General features: G+C 45.5%; 16 protein-coding genes. 15 read left to right on the top strand and 1 reads right to left on the bottom strand.

Annotated elements, in window-relative coordinates; genetic code table 11:
• Positions 1-11: 11 nt before the first annotated feature.
• Positions 12-626 (top strand): nicotinate (nicotinamide) nucleotide adenylyltransferase, encoded by a 615-nt coding sequence (nadD, locus tag AZ46_RS18170; protein WP_029285718.1) that lies wholly within the window; start codon positions 12-14, stop codon positions 624-626.
• 12 nt (positions 627-638) lie between these two features.
• Positions 639-1,460, top strand: coding sequence for an ammonia-dependent NAD(+) synthetase (gene nadE / locus AZ46_RS18165; RefSeq protein WP_029285720.1), 822 nt, complete (start codon positions 639-641; stop codon positions 1,458-1,460).
• Positions 1,461-2,105: 645 nt separating this feature from the next.
• Here the strand turns inward: nadE and AZ46_RS18160 are convergent.
• Positions 2,106-3,776 carry a glutamine--tRNA ligase/YqeY domain fusion protein gene (locus AZ46_RS18160; RefSeq protein ID WP_029285722.1) on the bottom strand — a complete coding sequence of 557 codons (1,671 nt, stop codon included), beginning with the start codon at positions 3,774-3,776 and terminating at the stop codon, positions 2,106-2,108.
• A 332-nt stretch (positions 3,777-4,108) separates the two neighbouring features.
• On the opposite strand from AZ46_RS18160, the gene AZ46_RS18155 reads away from it, so the two are divergent.
• The 13 genes from AZ46_RS18155 (at position 4,109) to AZ46_RS18095 (ending at position 17,335) form a co-directional block, all read left to right on the top strand.
• On the top strand, positions 4,109-4,432 hold the full coding sequence (locus AZ46_RS18155) for a hypothetical protein (RefSeq protein WP_029285724.1): 324 nt from the start codon (positions 4,109-4,111) through the stop codon (positions 4,430-4,432).
• Positions 4,433-4,474: 42 nt separating this feature from the next.
• Positions 4,475-5,797, top strand: coding sequence for a hypothetical protein (locus AZ46_RS21100; protein ID WP_051827398.1), 1,323 nt, complete (start codon positions 4,475-4,477; stop codon positions 5,795-5,797).
• Positions 5,790-6,194 carry a hypothetical protein gene (locus tag AZ46_RS18145; RefSeq protein WP_029285728.1) on the top strand — a complete coding sequence of 135 codons (405 nt, stop codon included), beginning with the start codon at positions 5,790-5,792 and terminating at the stop codon, positions 6,192-6,194. Before AZ46_RS21100 ends, AZ46_RS18145 begins: the two co-directional genes overlap by 8 nt.
• Positions 6,191-6,577 (top strand): SseB family protein, encoded by a 387-nt coding sequence (locus AZ46_RS18140; RefSeq protein ID WP_029285730.1) that lies wholly within the window; start codon positions 6,191-6,193, stop codon positions 6,575-6,577. The genes AZ46_RS18145 and AZ46_RS18140 overlap by 4 nt, the downstream gene beginning before the upstream one ends.
• 321 nt (positions 6,578-6,898) lie before the next feature.
• Positions 6,899-9,595 carry a hypothetical protein gene (locus AZ46_RS18135; RefSeq protein WP_029285732.1) on the top strand — a complete coding sequence of 899 codons (2,697 nt, stop codon included), beginning with the start codon at positions 6,899-6,901 and terminating at the stop codon, positions 9,593-9,595.
• Positions 9,596-10,223: 628 nt separating this feature from the next.
• Complete coding sequence (locus tag AZ46_RS18130; RefSeq protein ID WP_029285734.1) at positions 10,224-10,985, top strand: threonine/serine exporter family protein; 762 nt, start codon at positions 10,224-10,226, stop codon at positions 10,983-10,985.
• Positions 10,986-10,999: 14 nt separating this feature from the next.
• Complete coding sequence (locus AZ46_RS18125; RefSeq protein ID WP_029285736.1) at positions 11,000-11,446, top strand: threonine/serine exporter family protein; 447 nt, start codon at positions 11,000-11,002, stop codon at positions 11,444-11,446.
• 254 nt (positions 11,447-11,700) lie between these two features.
• The gene (locus tag AZ46_RS18120; protein WP_029285738.1) at positions 11,701-12,312 is read left to right on the top strand and encodes a glycerol-3-phosphate responsive antiterminator; all 612 of its coding nucleotides are present in this window, start codon (positions 11,701-11,703) and stop codon (positions 12,310-12,312) included.
• Positions 12,299-13,411, top strand: coding sequence for an ABC transporter ATP-binding protein (locus AZ46_RS18115; protein WP_029285740.1), 1,113 nt, complete (start codon positions 12,299-12,301; stop codon positions 13,409-13,411). Before AZ46_RS18120 ends, AZ46_RS18115 begins: the two co-directional genes overlap by 14 nt.
• Positions 13,408-14,340, top strand: coding sequence for a carbohydrate ABC transporter permease (locus AZ46_RS18110; RefSeq protein ID WP_029285742.1), 933 nt, complete (start codon positions 13,408-13,410; stop codon positions 14,338-14,340). The genes AZ46_RS18115 and AZ46_RS18110 overlap by 4 nt, the downstream gene beginning before the upstream one ends.
• A complete protein-coding gene (locus tag AZ46_RS18105) occupies positions 14,337-15,149 on the top strand; it encodes a carbohydrate ABC transporter permease (protein ID WP_029285744.1) in 813 nt (270 codons plus the stop codon). Before AZ46_RS18110 ends, AZ46_RS18105 begins: the two co-directional genes overlap by 4 nt.
• A gap of 23 nt (positions 15,150-15,172) precedes the next feature.
• Complete coding sequence (locus tag AZ46_RS18100) at positions 15,173-16,516, top strand: ABC transporter substrate-binding protein (protein ID WP_407656393.1); 1,344 nt, start codon at positions 15,173-15,175, stop codon at positions 16,514-16,516.
• A gap of 87 nt (positions 16,517-16,603) precedes the next feature.
• Positions 16,604-17,335: a glycerophosphodiester phosphodiesterase gene (locus AZ46_RS18095; RefSeq protein WP_029285748.1), complete on the top strand. Its 732-nt coding sequence runs from the start codon at positions 16,604-16,606 to the stop codon at positions 17,333-17,335.
• The last annotated feature ends 43 nt before the right edge of the window (positions 17,336-17,378 follow it).

Genomic DNA, 17,378 nt, shown 5'->3' with positions numbered 1-17,378 from the left:
AGAGAAACAAAATGGGGAAGATCGGAATTTACGGATCATCATTTGATCCGGTGACAAATGTTCATTTGTGGACAGCAAGTACAGTAGCACACCGCTGCAGGCTGGATAAGGTCATTTTCCTGCCGTGTTCAGGAAAAAGGAAAGACAAAGCAATGAAAACGTCCGATCTTCACCGCTGGAATATGCTTCAGCTTGCTCTTGAAGGAAACGATAAATTCCTCGCCGACGATTATGAAATTAATCAGGAGGCCTGGAATGTATACACGTACTACACACTTGAGCACTTTAAAAAGAAGTACCCGAATGATGAGATTTATTTTATTATGGGTGCGGATCTGCTTGTGGATATTGCGGAAGGCAAGTGGAAGTACGATCAGGAGCTGGTCGCAGGCAATAAATTCATCGTCATGGCAAGGGAAGGCATTGATATGCTGCGGACCATTTCCCGTTCGCCTCTTCTCAGAAACCATGATGACGGGTTCACTTTTCATCTGATTGACAAGGGGCTTGCAATGGAAATCAGTTCTACATACATCAGAGATGAGTTTTCAAAAGGCGGAGAGCCGCGCTATCTGCTGCCTGATGCCTGTTACGAATACATCAAAAAACATTCTTTATATCAATAGGAGGCAATGAAGATGAGCATGCAGGAGAAAATTAGAAATGACTTGAATGTAAAACCTGAAATTGATCCGAAGGCAGAAATCAGAGAACGCATCGACTTTTTAAAAGCCTATGTGAAAAAAGCACATGCTAAAGGATTCGTCCTAGGCATAAGCGGAGGTCAGGATTCTACGCTTGCAGGGCGTCTTGCACAGCTTGCAGTGGAAGAATTGAGAGAAGCAGGCATGCAAGAGGCAAAATTCATTGCGGTCAGACTGCCTCATGGTGTGCAGCATGATGAAGATGATGCCCAGTTTGCCCTTGAGTTCATTAAGCCGGACCAATCCGTCACGTTTGACATTAAATCAACAGTTGAATCTTTTGAAAGTCAGTACGCTCAGGCAGCTGATGACAATCTGAGCGACTTTAACAAAGGCAATGTGAAAGCAAGAACGCGCATGATCACACAGTACGCAATCGCCGGACAGGAAGGCTTGCTTGTAATCGGAACCGATCATGCAGCCGAAGCGGTAACAGGCTTCTTTACAAAATACGGAGATGGCGGTGCCGATCTGCTGCCGCTTGCAGGACTGTCCAAACGTCAGGGCAGAAGTCTGCTTAAGGAGCTTGGTGCAGATGAAAGACTGTATCTGAAGGTGCCGACAGCCGATCTGCTTGATGATAAACCTCAGCAGGCAGATGAGACAGAGCTCGGCATTACCTACGATGAGCTGGATGATTATCTGGAAGGCAAGCCGGTTTCAGAAGAAGTTGCTTCTAAAGTAGAGAAGCGCTATGTGATGACTGAACACAAGCGCCAGCTGCCTGCAAGCAAGTTTGACGGATGGTGGAAATAAGAAGCGCGCACTAAGAAAGCAGCCGGAGGATTTCCGGCTGCTTTTTATGTTGTTATCGGAATTATAAAGAATAAAAGGCTTTGCATAACATAACAAAGTTATCTTCGGCAAGCGGAAGCGCCTAGATCCTCTGTCAGAACAAATCCGTCAAAAAAGTCAAACCCGGACTTTTCCGACGGATTCTTATCTGCCTATCGGATCTGACCAAGGCACTTCCGCTTTTGTTCTTCGGCAGGGCATACTGGAATCCCCGCGCTAAATACAGCTATTTCATTATTTTTTCACCCGGTGGCTGACGGCCTGTAAAATGAACTGTTTTTCCTTCGCGCTGAGCATTCTCCAGCTCCCTGCCTTGATCTTCATATCTCACGTTCCTCCCTTCGAATAATTATGTATTTGGGCAATCGTTTATTTTCTTTGTTAGTACGTTTATACCGCATTCCGAAATATGTAAAACCACACAATGTTCATCAAAGTTCGGGGCGCTGATGGGGAAATGGGAAGAATCTCAGGTGCATTCGACTTCACCTGTCATGAAGCGACAGGTTTTAACATGGACCGCTGACGAAAGATGAAGAAATGTTTTGAATAAAAATAGGAAAAAGACCTGATTTCAGCTCGTGAAATCAGGTCTTTTCAGGTTTATTATAATTTAAACGAACTCTTAAGCGATACGATTCTGTTGAAGACCGCTTTTTCAGGAGTCGAGTTTTTAGGGTCAACGTTAAAGTATCCGTGTCTGAAAAACTGGAACTTGTCGTGTGCCTTTACTTCTTTCATGTTTGGCTCGACAAAGCCTTGCGCCACTTCCAGGGAGTTTTCATTGACGAAATCGAGGAATGTTTTTTCCTCTGCTTCTTCTTCGCTTTTTTCAGCTTCAAGGTCTGCATCGCGGATTAGCGGCTCGTACAGGCGGAATTCTGCTGGAACGGCCTGCGATGCTTCCACCCAGTGGATGGTGCCTTTTACTTTACGGCCTGTAAAGCCGGTGCCGCTCTTAGTTTCCGGATCATATGTGCAGCGGAGCTCAATGACCTGGCCGTTTTCATCTTTGATGACTTCTTCACATTTGATGAAGTAAGCATGCTTCAGACGAACTTCGTTGCCAGGGAAAAGACGGAAATATTTTTTCGGAGGATCTTCCATGAAATCATCCTGTTCGATGTAGATTTCACGTCCGAATGGAATTTGGCGCGAGCCCATTTCAGGTACTTCCGGATTGATTTCTGCATCGAGCATTTCCGTTTGTCCTTCAGGATAGTTGGTAATCACGACTTTAAGTGGCTTGAGCACGCCCATTGTACGTGGTGCTTTCAGCTTCAGATCCTCGCGCACATAGTACTCGAGCATCGCCTCGTCAACCGCGCCGTACCCTTTTGATACGCCTGTTTCTCTTACAAAATTGCGGATGGCATCAGCCGTGTAGCCTTTTCTTCTTAAACCGGATACAGTCGGCATGCGCGGGTCATCCCAGCCGTCTACAAAACCTTCATCCACAAGCTGTTTCAGTTTGCGCTTGCTCATGACCGTGTTTGTGATATTCAGGCGTCCAAACTCGATTTGCTGCGGTTTCGTTTCCATTTCACATTCTTCAACAACCCAGTTATAGAGAGGGCGATGGTCTTCAAACTCGGTTGTGCAGATGGAATGAGTAACGCCTTCAATCGCATCTTCCAGAGGATGGGCAAAGTCATACATCGGATAGATGCACCAAGCATCACCTGTGTTATGGTGAACAGCGTGTGAAACGCGGTAGATGACCGGGTCGCGCATGTTCATGTTCGGCGACGTCATGTCAATTTTAGCGCGGAGCACTTTAGTTCCTGTTTCGAATTCGCCATTTCGCATCTTCTCAAACAGGTCGAGGTTTTCTTCCACAGAACGGCTGCGGTACGGGCTGTCTTTTCCCGGCTCAGTAAGGGTGCCCCGGTATTCGCGGATTTCATCAGGCGTAAGGTCATCCACATAAGCTTTTCCTTTTTTAATTAGCAGAACCGCACGATTGTACATTTCCTCGAAGTAGTTGGATGCGAAACGAAGCTCGTCCCATTCATACCCCAGCCACTTTACATCCTCTTTAATGGAATCAACGTATTCCTGATCTTCTTTGAGAGGGTTCGTGTCATCAAAACGGAGATTTGTTCTGCCGCCGAAATCATCGGCAAGTTCAAAATTGATGAGGATCGATTTTGCATGTCCGATATGAAGATAGCCGTTTGGCTCGGGAGGGAAGCGTGTGATGACAGTCGAATGCTTGCCGCTTTCCAGATCTTCTTTCATGATCGTTTTAATAAAATTTGACGAGTTATTTTCCAAAATGTATCGTCCTTTCTTCTATGTAACCTTCATTATATCCATAAATCATCAGTTCATTTTACAATTATAAGTTTCCCGCGGCATTTATTCAAATGAATTCAGCTGTTTCTTGGCTTGCGGGGCTTTTTTGTATAAAATAAACCTTTAAAGGAAGGAATAAACTGTACGGAGTTTTCTATATATTCTAATAGTAGGAAAGGTGAATCGGGTTTCTAGTCATATTCACCTATATGCAAAAATAGTTTAATAGATAGTTGTACGAATCATCCCCATATTTTAACATAACTAGTAAGATGCTTCTAAAACAGGAAGAAGGACGTGGAAAGAACTTGTTGGATACGATCGAGGACTTCTTTGAAGACTTGGAGAGGAAAAGAAAACAGGCTGAGTACAACCGGGATGCAGATGAACTTGAAGCGTATCTTGCTGCCATCAAAAATGCCATGGGCACGTTTGATGACGGGGTGTTTCATTTTGAAACGAGCCATCAGCAGTATGCAGATGAATGGACAGGGCAGGCAAAGCTTGCCTATGAAAGCATCCATGCGGAAATCCGTTCTGTTGCTTTTCAAATAGATGATGTCAAAGATGAGCTGTACCAGGAACTGAGAGGGGAAATTGCAAGACTCAGACATCTTGCAGATACTTTCGCATAAAGAAAGATCCGCATTCACGGGATAAAGGAGAGGTAGCTATTCATGGAAATAAAAATCAGACCGGAAGAACTTGAAACATTCGCAAGCCGAATTGACAGGTCCCGCTCTTATACCGGTGATGCATTGGATCTTTTAAGCTGGGAATCAGCAAGGCTGCGCTTCACATCTGTCGCCAGAGTGAGCACAGCTCTCGATCTTCAGGAAGAAATCAGGCACTTGGTCAATCGTTTTCATACATTAACCGAAGATGCCAAGAAACATATTGAAAATACTGCGTCGGGCATGAGGGAAGCAGATGAGGCCGCAAAAGCATCTGCTTCTTCGGGCTGGGGCGGTTTTTTCTCGGGGCTGTGGGACGGAGCAAGCAACGGCCTCACAGATGCATGGGACGGGCTTGTGTCCCTGTTTGAATGGGAAACGTACGAAGCGATGTGGGAGGCGATTATCCATCCCCTTGAAACCCTTGAAACGATGTGGAACACGCTGACTGAAGCGTGGGAGACAAAAGTGATCAATGGAGATGTGTACAGCCGGACGGAATTTTTTACATATGGGATTGTCTCCATTGGGCTTGGTCTTCTTGGAGGAAAAGGAATTGACAAGCTCGGCAAAGCCGCCAAGCTTACTAAAGTGCCTGACGAGGCGCCGTCTGCCCCCAAAGTTACAACTGTCACTCACGGCATGGACACAAGTTTTGATTTTGCGAAGCTTCCGCAGGGAAAAGGGTTTGCTGCAGAGATTGGCGAGGTGCTGGATGAGGCTGGACTGACGAAGGATGAGTTTTTAGACCTACAGTCATCCTACTATAAAGATCTTACGCCTGAAGAACTGGACAGCATGCATCGTGTGCGGGAGGCGGTTCCGCCTGTCACAAGCACGACTGTCCTGCAAAAAGTCATTGACGGGGACAAGCTTGCTTTATATTTATCCGGTGATATAACAGATGTCGGCGGATGTATTGCCAAAATGGAAGATGTCAGCGATATAGTTTCATCTGACGATATGTACCATTCTCTTAGAATGGACTATCCGAATACTCCGTTTGCGCCGGACAAAGAATATGCCGTTATCCGATTTACAACGGATCAAAGCGACCGGCTCAAGATACCTTATGCGGAGGAAATGAACAGTCCTCATGCAGCCAAACCGAACGAATACATCAGCTATCCGCAGACAGGCCATGGATTTACAGCTGCCGAGAACGGGAAAATAGTGCCTGAATACGAAACCATTTACGGCAATAATGCTCGTCCAAGCGCCGCAGAAATTTATATTGTAAGGGACGGCACAGAAGAACTTGTCGGCATGTACGATAAATATGATCAGCGATTTTATAGCATAGAGGAGTTAACCAGCGATGATTAAAAAAGGAGAATACGGGATTTACAAAGGCGAGGAATACTCGATTATTCCCGAAGGAAGCGGAAAAGTGACTCTTCGGACGCGTGATAAAGCTTCTGCTCAGAACGGATTTCAGGCAGCGGGGCTAAAAAAGAACGTATTCATTAAGCAAATTGACCAGTCAGAGCTTGAAAATGCGTATGAATACAAGCTGTCTGCCAACTACCGCGGCCAGGAATTTGCGATTGAAGGTGTAAACGAAGAGAACGGAACGATTATCCTCAAGTCGATGGACCCTGAGTCTGTCGACAAACTCGGCTTTTCTTCGTTAGGCAAATATGAATACATCAAAAAAGTAAGCGTGGATGACGTCCAGATTCAAGAAAAGAAAAGTCCGATTCTGGGATTCGGCGAAAAATGAGCACACCATTCAACACCTTAGAAAAAGCATTGATCGATGCCATGAGCAGCAATGAGAAAGTCGCCGGTTTTTACGACGTTTTAAAAGACAGCAGCGTTTGGCTTGTCCAAAAGCAGGGCCTCCAAAAGAACAGTCCATTTTCCCTGGATCACGTCCACATCATGGAGAAGAAACAAAAAAAACTTCTTCCGGTCTTCTCATCGGAATTCCCCATCCGGAAAATGTTTCAGAAAAACACGGCTGTTCAGGTTCCGTTCAGAGAGCTTCTGCAGATGCTTGATGATCAGACGGGAATCATCCTGAACCCTGATACTCCCCTCTCAAAGCTTCTCATTCCGCAGGAACTCGGAATGATGAAGAGAGGGCAAAACTATTTTAAATAGCATTCAGCCAAAAGAGAGAGGAATCTCTCTTTTTGTTTTTATAAGAAAACGGCTAAAACAAAATAAGTCTTTCGTATGATGATCTTCACAAACGGCAAAACAATTCAGCGGGTATTTTCTAATTTCAGCCAATTATGTCGGCGTAAAACCCGTATTCATCGTATTTGCTGTGCTGTTTTTGGATGAATATCCCACTAACTAGATCGATAGTCGGTGTGAAACCCTCAGAAAAGGGGTAACACAAACTAAGCCATATAGGAGAAAGTTTTGATAGAATAGATCATTATATAAGTTTCTAGCGTACGTTAGGTGGAGGATACTATGACAAACGATAAACAGCTGATTCATAAATCATATTTCGAACGTTTTATGGAAGACAGAACGGAACAGCCTGTTCAGGTTCTCGGTGAGCTTCACTTTGAGGAGCAGGCAAAAGAAGTGATCGATCTTTCCTATATCCGTTATGCCCAGGGCGAGATTTATTTTCATAACAAAGACTATGAAACAGCGATTTTTAAATGGGAGAACATCAGCAATGAGCTTGAACCGTGGGCGAGAAAAAATATTGCCGATTCCTATTATGCGCTAGGCCATCTTTCTGCAGCCGAAGATATTTATACGGGCATTAAAAGCGACTCCAAGACGTTAAAGATGGAGGTCGCGCTGGAGCTGTTTTCTCTCTATCTTCTGAGAGAGAAAATCGAGCTTGCCTATAAGGTTATTAAAAAAGCTCTTGATCTGGATCCCGATTATCCGAATGTCACCGATCTTGCCCGGTCGTTTTATGAAGACCAGCAGGACTGGAAAATGGCTGCAGAGCTTGCTGTTAATGAAGGCCTGCGGACAGAGGAGCCGGAATGGTTCGAACTGCTTGATGAATATGTTCAGGCGGGCTACACAAAATCATTCGACCCGGAATTTTTCTATCAGCCGCTCATTTCTCTTTACCGCAAAAACCAGAAACTGTTCCAGCGTGTCACTGCCTCTCTTTGGGACAGCTACCGGAACGGAGAGTTTTATCTTTCATGGCTGAAAACGGTCAATACGATTTTCCTGAACGTGGAGGTTCAGCCGTTTGAGAGCTGGTCAAAAATGTCTGATATTCATCAGAATACCTATTTAAGCATCATAAACGGCACGTATCTTGTGAAAGAACTGGAGGATATCGTCCCTGTTCTTCTTTCAAACTGGCAGAAGCTTGCCAATCAGTCGAAAGCTTTGTTTGCAGCTACGGCAGTGCTTGCCTGGAACGAGATTTTCCCTGCCTCCATGGATGCAGAATCACTGAAAAGAGCAGAAACATTAATCTTTGATTCAGAGCACGACAGCGTCAGATTTGACTACAGCCTTGATTTGTTCAAGTCACTCGTGGCCTGGGCTGAAAATAACCACTTAGAAGTCGGATATCAGAGTAAATGGCTTATTTCCGAGCTTGCAGATTTAAACACCTCTCATGTTCTTGTCAGCGGAACACCTGAAGGCGAAAAAGCTGCATTGATTAACCGCATCCTTGGCGAAAACCTTGTAACAGAAACACGTTCACCGGTTTTCGTCCGCTCGGAGGGTGATCTGGCTGAGATGAACCAGATTACAGACACCGGAACAGAAAAGCGCTCCGATCAGTCGGAGCTGATTGATTCCCCGGATGTCTGGACTGAAGTGAAGTGGCCTGCAGAACTGCTTGAAGACAACCGTCTGGCTCTCCTGCATACAGCTGAAATCAGCCGGAACAGCGACATCGCACAAACGGCAGAGTTTCTGCCGCTTTCAGATGGAATGCTGTTTGTTCTTGACAGAAACACGCCTTTTAATGAGCAGGAGCTTGAAATTTTAAGGCAGCTTCAGGAATATGCGCTTAACACGCCGTTCCATTTTATCCTGAATACGGCCGAATGGAGAGCTGCAGAGGATCTTCAGGGGACCATTCATCAGTTTTTCCCTCAGTCCCAGGTATTCGCCTTTTCATCCGGAAATATGAAAGGACTGGGTGAATTCCTTTCAACTGTATTCAGCGCTCGCGGAGCGAAGCATGAAGAGAAACGCACAGCGAAACTGCTGCATTATATCCGCAGAACGCTTACTGACCTCTTGAACAAGCGTGTGCAAACAGAAAACCACCTAGTGGAAACCGTCAAGTGGAACGAAGATATTTTAGTGAGACTTAACGGATTTATGAATCATTTAAGAGACGTCGAGCAGGAAAAAGCAGCAGCAATTACGGCTTCATACCGCGAAGCAACAGCTGAAATGAAGCGTGACCTGAAGCTCGAACTTCCAAAAATCCTGCGCGGCTGCTCAGCTCACATTAAAGAGGACAGCGACTTCAGCCAGCTTCACATTACGCTGAACCGTAAAATGAACGAGGAAATCGGGACATATGTCCATGACAATCTGATTCCTAAACTACAGACAGCCCTTCGCGAATGGCTTGTCCGTACAAACGAAGAGCTCAATGAAAGCCAGGGCTATCTGAACGAGATGAGCACATCATTTAACGGCCTGTACGGCGAAGAAAAAATGAAGCTTGTCTGTGACTTTAAGGTATTAGAAGACTGGAAAAGGGACCTGAACCGGATGACGAGCAGAGCAGACGTTGAAGAACAAAACATCCTGCTCCGGTTCAAGCCGACAGAATTCCTCCTGAAAAGTGCAGGGAAACTGTTTGCTGCCCTTCCGCAAAACAAATCTATGCTTTACACACAATATAAAAAATATGTGGAAAGCAAAAACTATGAAGAAATCACAGCGGAGATCTCAAAGAAATTCTTCCTGGAATTTGATCTCTTTGAAAAAGCGCTCAAATCCGACATCGTGATCTTCTATCAGGACCCGATTCTTTACGTAGATGAAACAATCCGGGAGTCAGAAACAAGCATCTCAAGCAGCAAAGCTGCGCTTGAAAAAATGAAATCAAATCCGGAAATTTACTACGATCCATTGCGCCTCTTCGAAGTAAGACTGCTGCAGTCTGAGTTTATGGTTAAGGCGAATGAAGAGAGTGCTTATATTATAGGATGAGTGAAAAGAGACCTTCTATTTTAGAGGAGGTCTCTTTTCTTTGGATGAGGATAAGAACCCTCAAAACACGGAAAATAAAGTTTGATGGTACTCAACAAGCGGATAAGAACCATCAAAGAACGGAAATGGAAGTTTGGTGGTCCTAAACAAGCGGATAAGAACCATCAAAGAACGGAATTGAAAGTTTGGTGGTACTCAACAAGCGGATAAGAACCATCAAAGAACAGAATTGAAAGTTTGATGGTACTCAACAAGCGGATAAGAACCATCAAAGAACGGAAATGGAAGTTTGGTGGTCCTAAACAAGCGGATAAGGACCATCAAAGAACAGAATTGAAAGTTTGGTGGTACTCAACAAGCGGATAAGATCCCTCAAGAGACGGAAATGGAAGTTTGGTGGTACTCAACAAGCGGATAAGATCCCTCAAGAGACGGAAATGGAAGTTTGGTGGTCCTAAACAAGATGATAAGAACCCTCAAGAGATGGAAAACAAAGTTTGGCTGTTCCAAACAGGAAGTTCAACCCCCGCCTCCCCCATATTTTCATACAAAAATTGATAATCCCCAAAAACTCAGCTAAACTGGAACCTAACATCAAAACTAAAAGCCTATTGGAGAGAACGGATAGATGGAGACGCAGCAAAATTATTCTTATGAAATTATGGAGGTTTGCCTTCTGGCGGGGAAGATTATGCTGATCAGCGGCGCGGAAACATACCGGGTGGAGGATACGATGATGAGGATTGCAGCCTCATACGGTGTAAGGAACTCACACAGCTATGTGACGCCGACAGGCATTATTTTCTCCATTGAAACGGAAGAGCCAACGAAGACGAAGCTGATTCGGATTATGGAACGGACGACAGATCTGGATAAGGTGACGAAGGTAAATGCCATTTCCAGGAGAATCAGCAGCGGCGAGCTTAATGTGGATCAGGCCTATGACCTTTTAAAAGAGATTGAAGAGGCGAATTCCACTTATTCTCTTGGGCTGCAGGTGCTTGCAGCAGCAATAGCGAGCGGCTGTTTTTTAATTATGTTCCAGGGGCAGTGGTCTGATTTTATGCCTGCGGTTTTTGCGGGCGGTCTGGGATTTATTTCTGTGATTTATTTTCACCGCCTTGTGCCGATTAAGTTTTTCTCTGAATTTCTGGCATCCTTCGTGATAGGGCTGTTTGCCTATTTGTTTGTGAAAACGGGTTTTGGCTCAGAGATGGATAAGGTGATCATCGGCTCAGTGATGCCGCTTGTTCCGGGTCTGCTTATTACAAATGCAGTCAGGGATTTGATGGCCGGACATTTGATTTCAGGACTTTCAAAAGGAGCGGAAGCGTTTTTGACGGCATTTGCGATCGGGTCGGGGATTGCGGTTGTATTTTTACTATTTTAAAGGAGCAATGAATGATGTGGGTAATTGGACAGCTGCTGACAGCGTTTATATCGACTGCTGCTTTCGGCATTATTTTTCAGGCGCCAAAACCGTCTCTGGTCAAATGTGGACTCGTCGGGATGTGCGGGTGGTTTATTTACATTTCAGTCGTCGGGCTCGGATATGACGCAGTGCCTGCGACGGTCATCGCTGCTGTGTTTGTGGCGGTTGCAAGCCAGATGTTTGCCAAGATCTACAAGACGCCGATCATCATTTTCAGCGTTGCCGGAATCATTCCGTTGGTGCCGGGGGGAATGGCCTATGATGCGATGCGCAATTTTGTGGAAAATGACTACAATACGGCAATTACACTTGCAGCAAAGGCCTTTATGATTTCCGGTTCTATTGCAATCGGTCTTGTCTTCTCAGAAGTGATCAATCAAGTGATCAGAAAATCCCAGCTTCGGACAAAAGTGAAATAACGTTAACCTTCCGTTTTTTGAGCGGGAGGTTTTTTATTGTTTTACAAATACCTTACACTCCCTTCACACAAATCCACATCACCTTCACACGCGCTTTACGTTCGGCAGGTAAGATTGGAGTTGTGAAGGACAAGTGAATAAACTTCGGTTGAGAATATGAGAAACCATAAAAAAACATAGGTGTTTTTAGAGAGCCCGCGTTTTTTTATGGTTTTTGTTTTGCCTATATATGAAAAAAGGGAGCTGAAAAAGCATTGGATACGCATCAGGAATTTATCAGCCGGCTTCATGAAGACAGGCTGATTGCAGCTATTAAAGATCCCAAAAGCTTTGACCGCTTCCTTGAGACGGATATTCAGTCTGCTTTTCTGCTGATGGGGAACATCAGTGTCATTAAGCGGTATGTGGATCTTCTGAAAAAAAACGATCGGCATGTCTTTTTGCACCTTGAAAAGATCCCCGGGATCAGCTATGACCGGGAAGGGCTGAGGTTCATTGCTAAGTTTGTCAGGCCGACAGGGATTGTGACGACGAAAAGTTCTCTGATTCAGCTGGCTAAGAACGAGGGGCTGCTGACCATTCAGAGGCTGTTCCTGATTGATTCAGACGCACTGGCAAACGGACTGAAAGCGGTGAATGAAATTGAGCCGGATGCACTTGAGATCATGCCGGGACTTATCCCTGAAATGATCAGAAAAGTAAAGCATGAAACAGACGTCCCCATCATTACGGGAGGCCTGATCCAGAATGCGGGGCATATTGAAGAGGCGCTTGAAAGCGGAGCTCTTGCGGCCTCAACGGGCAGAGCATGGCTTTGGAAGAAATATGCGCAGAAGGAAAGGATGACGGCAGATGAAAAAAGTTGAACTGAAAAACGTCTCGAAATCTTATGATTCGAAAACGGATGTTATAAAAGAAATCAGCGCAGTGATTGAACCGGGCGAATTCTTCGTCCTTGTCGGTCCGTCCGGCTGCGGGAAAAGCACGATGTTAAGGATGATCGCAGGGCTTGAAGATGTGACAGGCGGCGAGCTTGTCATTGGCGGGAAAACGGCGAACGCTCTGCCCCCGAGCAAGCGGGACCTGTCGATGGTCTTCCAGAATTATGCGCTGTATCCCCATCTTTCGGTTGAAGAAAACATTACCTTCGGTTTGCATACGAAAAAAATAAAAAAGGCGGAGCAAAAGCAGCGATGCCTTGAGGCTGCCGAGATGCTCGGGTTATCTGACCTGCTCAAGCGCAAGCCAAGACAGCTGTCAGGCGGTCAGAGACAGCGTGTTGCTCTTGCAAGAGCAATCGTCACTCATGCGCCTATTTGTCTGATGGATGAGCCTCTTTCCAATCTCGATGCCAAGCTGAGAGCGAAAATGCGGTCAGAGATCCGCCAGATTCAGCGCAAACTTGGCATTACGATGATCTATGTCACGCATGACCAGACGGAAGCGATGACGATGGCAGATACGATGATGATTTTGAATAACGGAGAAATTCAGCAAATTGGCAGGCCGCTTGAGATTTACAACAATCCTGCAAATGAATTTGTGGCATCGTTTATCGGTGCGCCCCCTATGAATCTCGCGCCGGCAGATATCACGGGCAGTGCGATCATGGTTGAAAATCAGCATACCATTCCGGTTACAGGCAGTCTTCCGGCTTTTGAGCGGAAGCTGACTGCGGGAATCAGGCCTGAGCATATTCAGCCTGCTTCAGGTAAAACGACCTTTTCTGCTGAAGTGGCAAATGTCGAAATTCTCGGCACGGAAACACTTATTTCATTTTTTATTGGCGGAAGCAAGCAGTGGCTTGCGAAATGGAATGGCCAGTGGGACGTGAAGGTGGGTTCGATGCTTCCGTTTTATGTAGCTGAACAAGATGTGTTTCTTTTTGACAGACAATCCGGTGAATGCCTCCTTTCACATCCGAGGGAGTCTGGCCGGGTGCTTGGACAGGAGGCCTTCATATGAACTTGAATGAAGCTCCTGCTGCTTTAGCGCGCGGGGAAGTCCGGCAGGAAAAGAGGATTCAGCTGCGTTCATTTGGAGAAGGCATGCTTTATCTGCTTCCTTCCATTGTGCTGTTTTCGGTGTTCTTGTTTTATCCCATGTTCAGAACGATTTATTTAAGCTTCTTTTTGACAGACGGACAAGGAGTGCCGATAAGCTTTACCGGACTTGAGAATTATGCGTATCTCCTGCAGTCTCCTGCTTTTCAGAACAGCATGAAAGCAACGCTGCTGTTTGTGGTGTACACCGTGCCTGCAGGTGTTGTCCTGTCCCTTTTTCTGGCGCTGATTGCCAATGAAAAGCTCAGGGGCATCGGCTTTTTCAGAACGCTCTTCTCTTCGACAATGGGAATGAGTGTGGCCGCATCATCTGTCATTTGGATGTTTATGTACAATCCGGCCATCGGTGTGATCAACAAAGTTGTAGGGACTCTTGGTTTTACAGAGGTTCAATGGCTGCTTGATCCTAAATACGCCCTGCTTGCCGTCTCGGTATCCACCATCTGGATGAATGCCGGTTTCTCTTTTCTCATTCTATTGGGAGGCCTTCAGAATATCGATGAGCAGCTTTACGAGAGTGCGAGAATATCAGGGGCGGGCTATTTCTATCAGCTCAGAAAAATCACGATTCCGATGCTTTCTCCAACGCTCTTTTTCGTCATTACGGTTTCGTTCATTAATGCATTTCAGACATTTGGACAAATCGATATTTTGACGAAGGGCGGACCGATGGAATCAACAAACGTGATTGTGTATTCCATCTATAAGGATGCTTTTATTAATTACAACATCGGCTCAGCGAGTGCCCAGGCGGTTATTCTCTTCCTCGGCATACTTGCTATGACAATTCTTCAGTTTAAGATCGGTGAAAGGAAGGTGCATTACAGATGAGTGCAGCTAAGAAATTCCTCATGTATGCTTTGCTGATTCTGGCAGCCCTTCTGATGATGTTTCCGATCATCTATGCCTTTTTAATCAGCTTCATGCAGGGAGGAGAAGTGCTTCAGGGCAAGCTGCTGCCGGAAAAAGTGACGCTTGATAATTATACGGCAGCCTTTGAGAAGGTTCCGCTTCTTCAGTTCCTCTGGAACAGCTTCTTTGTTTCGGTCATTGTCATGATCGGCCAGCTTGCTGTTTCGAGCCTTGCCGCCTTTGCCTTTGTGTTTATTTCCTTTAAAGGGAGAAATCTGCTGTTTATGGTCTTCATCTCAACGATGATGATTCCGTGGGAAGCTACGATGGTCCCGAACTTCTTAACGGTTCAGAAGCTTGGATGGATCAATGAGTACTCGAGTCTGACGATTCCGTTTTTTGCGCTTGCTTTCGGTACGTTTCTCCTTCGGCAGCAATTTAAAACCATTCCTCTTGAGCTATATGAAGCATCCCAGGTTGCAGGCATCAGCCGGTTCCTTTTTTTCTGGAGGGTCGTTCTGCCTGTATCTAAAACAAGCTTGATCACTCTTGGGATTTACAGTTTTCTAACAACGTGGAACATGTATCTGTGGCCGCTGCTTGTGACAAACAATGAAAAAGTCAGAACCGTTCAAATCGGGCTGAAGCAGATGCAGTCGCAGGAAATCTCGTCTCAATGGGGGGTGGTGATGGCAGCAGCCGTAGTCGTGATTCTGCCGACGCTAGTACTGTTATTTGTCGGGCAAAAGCATTTCCAGAAAGGCTTAACTCAAGGTGCAATCAAATAAAAGGAGCGAGTAAATTGAAGAAACTGGCAGTTATTTTATCCTCTATTCTCTTAATCATTCTTGGTGCATGTTCCAATTCTGCAGGTACAAACGGCGAAGGTAAAGCATCTGGTGAGAATGAAGCAGGAAAAACGGAAGTGATTTTCTGGCATGCCATGAGCGGAGAGCTTGAAACTGTTTTGAACGATTTAGCCGCAGATTTTAATGAATCACAGGACGAGGTAGAAGTGAAACCTGTGTTTCAGGGAACGTATGAAGAAGCACTGACTAAATTCAACACGGTTGCGGGCACAGAAGAGGCGCCATCCATCATGCAGACATTTGAAGTTGGAACGAAATACATGATCGACAGCGGGAAAATCCAGCCTGTCCAAAAGTTTATCGATGAAGAAAATTTTGATACAGCTCAATGGGAAAAGAATATCTCAAATTACTACACTGTTGACGGCACGCAGTATTCAATGCCGTTTAACTCTTCAACACCTGTTCTTGTTTACAACAAAGATGCCTTTAAAAAAGCAGGCCTTGATCCTGAAAAAGCTCCGATGACGTATGACGAGCTGAAAGCTGCTGCTGAAAAACTGACGGTTAAAGAAGGTTCAAATACGTCACAGTATGGATTCTCAATCTTGAATTACGGATGGTTTTTTGAAGAATTGCTTGCTGCACAGGGCGGCGAATACGTAGACAATGAGAATGGAAGAAGCGGAGATGCTGTAAAAGCAACGTTCAATGACGAAAAAGGCTTAAACGTATTTAATCTGATCAAAGACATGTACAAAGACGGAACGTTCTACAATGCCGGACAAAACTGGGACGATATGAGAGCGGCATTCCAGTCAGGCAAGATGGCTATGTTCCTTGATTCTTCAGCAGGCGTTAAAGCCCTTGTTGATAATGCGCCGTTTGAAGTCGGAGTTTCTTACCTGCCTGTACCGGATGAAGCAGAACGCGAGGGTGTTGTCATCGGCGGTGCTTCTCTTTGGATGTCTAAAGACATAAGCGAAGAAAAGCAAAAGGGTGCATGGGAATTTATGAAGTATCTTTCTACACCTGAAGTACAAGCGAAATGGCACGTTGAAACAGGATACTTTGCAATAAACCCTGCAGCTTACGAAGAGGAAATTGTGAAAGAGCAGTGGGAAAAATACCCGCAGCTGAAGGTGACAGTTGACCAGCTTCATGACACGAAAGCAAGCACAGCTACACAGGGCGCGCTCATTTCCGTTTTCCCTGAATCAAGACAAAAAGTCGTTTCCGGAATGGAAAGCCTGTATCAGGGCATGGATCCTCAAAAGGCGCTGGACCAGGCAGCGGCTGAGACCGACCGTGCGCTTGAAACAGCAGGTAAAAAGCAAGGGAAATAAGGGGAGAGAACTGATGATTGCATGCAGAATCATCAGTTCTTCTTTTCCGTTTTATTATAGAGACCGCAGAAGGGAGCAGAAAGGTACATGGAGATTTTTGCACACAGAGGCTGCAGTGGAGAGCATCCGGAAAACACGATGGCGGCATTTCGGGCTGCCTGTGCAGCAGGAGCAGACGGAATAGAGCTGGATGTTCAGCTCACCAAGGACGGCGAAGCGGTTGTGATTCATGATGAAAGAATCGACAGGACGACAAATGGCATAGGTTTTGTCAAAGACTTCAGGTATAAACAGCTGAAGCTGTTTGATGCAGGGAGCTGGTTTAACAGACGCTACTCTAGAGAGACTATCCCTGCCCTTCGGGATGTTCTGGACTATATTAAATCCGAAAGGCCGGATATGAAAGTGAACATTGAGCTTAAAAACGATGTGTTCCCATATGAAGGGCTTGAGGAGAACGTGCTGCAATGCATTGAAAGATCGGGTATGGAGAAATCGGTGATCCTTTCATCTTTTCAATTCAGCAGCATGGGGAAAATCCGTGATTTCGCTCCTGATGTTGAAACGGCGCTCCTCTTTCAGGGGATCCCCTCCAACATGATGGAAGAAGCAAAAAGAGTGCGGGCGAGCGCCCTTCATTGTGAAAGCGCGTATGCAGCGTCTCCGGCAGGCAAGCGCGCGGCAGAAGCGGGGTACGCGCTGAGAGTTTATACGGTAAATCAGACAGATCAGCTGGAGGCCTTTAAAAAAGCCGGTGTTTCAGCCATCATAACCGATTACCCCGATTTATTTCTCGGGAACAAAAGTGTGCCTTTATAGGCGCACTTTTTTAAATGACGTTAATGTAAGGTTTTTTAACATC

It is taken from the genome of Metabacillus indicus LMG 22858 (assembly GCF_000708755.2).
Taxonomy (GTDB): Bacteria; Bacillota; Bacilli; order Bacillales; family Bacillaceae; genus Bacillus_P; species Bacillus_P indicus.
Note: the sequence above shows the minus strand (reverse complement) of the source record. Positions and strands in the feature narration are given on the sequence as shown.

Coding starts and splice junctions, on each gene's coding strand:
- nadD (WP_029285718.1), top strand. CDS start 12: ATGGGGAAGATCGGAATTTACGGATCATCATTTGATCCGGTGACAAAT.
- nadE (WP_029285720.1), top strand. CDS start 639: ATGAGCATGCAGGAGAAAATTAGAAATGACTTGAATGTAAAACCTGAA.
- AZ46_RS21100 (WP_051827398.1), top strand. CDS start 4,475: ATGGAAATAAAAATCAGACCGGAAGAACTTGAAACATTCGCAAGCCGA.
- AZ46_RS18145 (WP_029285728.1), top strand. CDS start 5,790: ATGATTAAAAAAGGAGAATACGGGATTTACAAAGGCGAGGAATACTCG.
- AZ46_RS18140 (WP_029285730.1), top strand. CDS start 6,191: ATGAGCACACCATTCAACACCTTAGAAAAAGCATTGATCGATGCCATG.
- AZ46_RS18135 (WP_029285732.1), top strand. CDS start 6,899: ATGACAAACGATAAACAGCTGATTCATAAATCATATTTCGAACGTTTT.
- AZ46_RS18130 (WP_029285734.1), top strand. CDS start 10,224: ATGGAGACGCAGCAAAATTATTCTTATGAAATTATGGAGGTTTGCCTT.
- AZ46_RS18125 (WP_029285736.1), top strand. CDS start 11,000: ATGTGGGTAATTGGACAGCTGCTGACAGCGTTTATATCGACTGCTGCT.
- AZ46_RS18115 (WP_029285740.1), top strand. CDS start 12,299: ATGAAAAAAGTTGAACTGAAAAACGTCTCGAAATCTTATGATTCGAAA.
- AZ46_RS18110 (WP_029285742.1), top strand. CDS start 13,408: ATGAACTTGAATGAAGCTCCTGCTGCTTTAGCGCGCGGGGAAGTCCGG.
- AZ46_RS18105 (WP_029285744.1), top strand. CDS start 14,337: ATGAGTGCAGCTAAGAAATTCCTCATGTATGCTTTGCTGATTCTGGCA.
- AZ46_RS18095 (WP_029285748.1), top strand. CDS start 16,604: ATGGAGATTTTTGCACACAGAGGCTGCAGTGGAGAGCATCCGGAAAAC.